1 protein-coding gene and 1 pseudogene are annotated in these 723 nt (G+C 44.0%); both read left to right on the forward strand.

Annotated elements, in window-relative coordinates:
• Nucleotides 1-406: pseudogene (locus L2748_RS24205) on the forward strand (conjugal transfer protein TrbE); the annotation flags it as partial.
• An 82-nt stretch (nt 407-488) separates the two neighbouring features.
• Nucleotides 489-692, forward strand: a complete 204-nt coding sequence (locus L2748_RS24210) for a hypothetical protein (RefSeq protein ID WP_220783655.1) — start codon at nt 489-491, stop codon at nt 690-692.
• Nucleotides 693-723: the final 31 nt, after the last annotated feature.

Genomic DNA, 723 nt, shown 5'->3' on the forward strand with positions numbered 1-723 from the left:
TGTAGTTGCTCTTTTCACTCAAAGCTTGGGCGAAGTAGCCAACTCTGAAATATTTGAGTTACTCATGACCGCTTGCCCAACTAAAATCTTCTTGCCTAACTATGCCGCTGGCGACGAACTCGTGAGACCTCTGTATAAAAAGTTTGGCCTTAATGACCGTCAAATCGACATTGTCAAGGACGCGATACCAAAACGTGAATACTACATCACGCAACCAGATGGTAATCGACTGTTTAATTTGAACCTCGGTGAGCTCGCCTTAGCCTTTGTGGCCAAGAGCAGCAAGCTAGATGTTCAAGCAGTGAGAGACCATGTAAGCCAATATGGTGATGAATGGTATGCGCACTGGTTAGTGACTTGTGGAGTCATCGATGAGCAAACAAGGCGTTCGTCATTTGTCGGTTAAGAGCCTAATAGAAAAAAGCACATTCGCCATGGGTTAACTTTTTTTGATACCCTTACATCAACTATTTAAAAAGGAGCACTGCATGAAAGTAACCGTAAGCGCATTAACGAACTTATCTGAGAATGAACAGCAATGGCTACGCCATTTTAGGCGCTCAAAGTGCATGAACACCTTAGATATTCAATGTGAAGGCGCCGAACGCAAACACGCAGGTAATCCAAAAGAACTGAATGATATCAACACGGCATGGTGCGCAAGGGAACAAGAGTTACTGTCCTGGCATTAACCCCTGCGCCATTGTTAATGCTCAAACAAAA

Source organism: Shewanella sairae (assembly GCF_023283535.1).
Taxonomy (GTDB): Bacteria; Pseudomonadota; Gammaproteobacteria; order Enterobacterales; family Shewanellaceae; genus Shewanella; species Shewanella sairae.

Coding starts and splice junctions, on each gene's coding strand:
- L2748_RS24210 (WP_220783655.1), top strand. CDS start 489: ATGAAAGTAACCGTAAGCGCATTAACGAACTTATCTGAGAATGAACAG.